This window comes from Psychrobacter glacincola (assembly GCF_904846215.1).
In the GTDB taxonomy this organism is placed as follows: Bacteria; Pseudomonadota; Gammaproteobacteria; order Pseudomonadales; family Moraxellaceae; genus Psychrobacter; species Psychrobacter glacincola.
This window is the reverse complement of the sequence record NZ_CAJGZK010000072.1, coordinates 1-712: the sequence shown is the minus strand read 5'-3', so window position 1 is coordinate 712 and position 712 is coordinate 1. Positions and strand designations below refer to the sequence as shown.

1 protein-coding gene is annotated in these 712 nt (G+C 39.6%); it reads left to right on the top strand.

The genetic code is table 11. The features are described 5' to 3' along the window. The first annotated feature begins 102 nt into the window (after positions 1 to 102). Complete coding sequence (scpB, locus tag JMW90_RS13470; protein ID WP_011514075.1) at positions 103 to 663, top strand: SMC-Scp complex subunit ScpB; 561 nt, start codon at positions 103 to 105, stop codon at positions 661 to 663. Positions 664 to 712: the final 49 nt, after the last annotated feature.

Below are 712 nucleotides of genomic sequence, written 5' to 3'. Positions count from 1 at the left end.
CATATCGATTTACTCGGAAAATTGACGTTAGAATGGTTAGCATAATCCTAACTGGCTTTATAGTAAGTCTAAAATCATTAAACTGAAGAAGATTATATTGAAATGGCAGATATAGACGACCCTAAAGACCACCTACTATCTATTGAAGACATAAGTAAACAGATTGAAGTTTTACTTCATGCTTCAGAAGCACCCTTAACTACTAATCACTTAAAAAAACACTTATTCTTAACGACTAATAAGTTAGAGCAGGCACTAGAACTGCTAAAGCAACGCTTAAATCTTGGCGTATTAAGTTTGCATCATACTGCCAGTGGTTATCGTTTGCAAATCGCTGATAGCCATAGCGCCTTAATACAGAATGTCTTTCCCCAGCGTCAAGAACGTCTCAGCCAAGCCTTGCTAGAGACTTTGAGCGTGATTGCTTACAAGCAACCGGTGACACGTAGCGATATAGAACATGTGCGCGGCGTGACGCTATCGAGCAATATATTGCGTCAATTGTTTGATAAAGGCTGGATTGAAGAAAATGGTTACAAAGATACTTTAGGGCGTCCGGCATTACTGCATACTACGTCTCAATTCTTAGATGCTTTTGGACTGAGCCATTTAGATGAGCTACCGCCCATGCCAGAGATAGACAGTATCAGAGCATCCTCTTAAATAAATCCGATGAAATACTCTTGCTCAATAAAAAAGGCCACGCCTATTA

Bases quoted from the DNA above. Each gene is read 5' to 3' on its own strand.
- scpB (WP_011514075.1), top strand. From the start codon at position 103: ATGGCAGATATAGACGACCCTAAAGACCACCTACTATCTATTGAAGAC.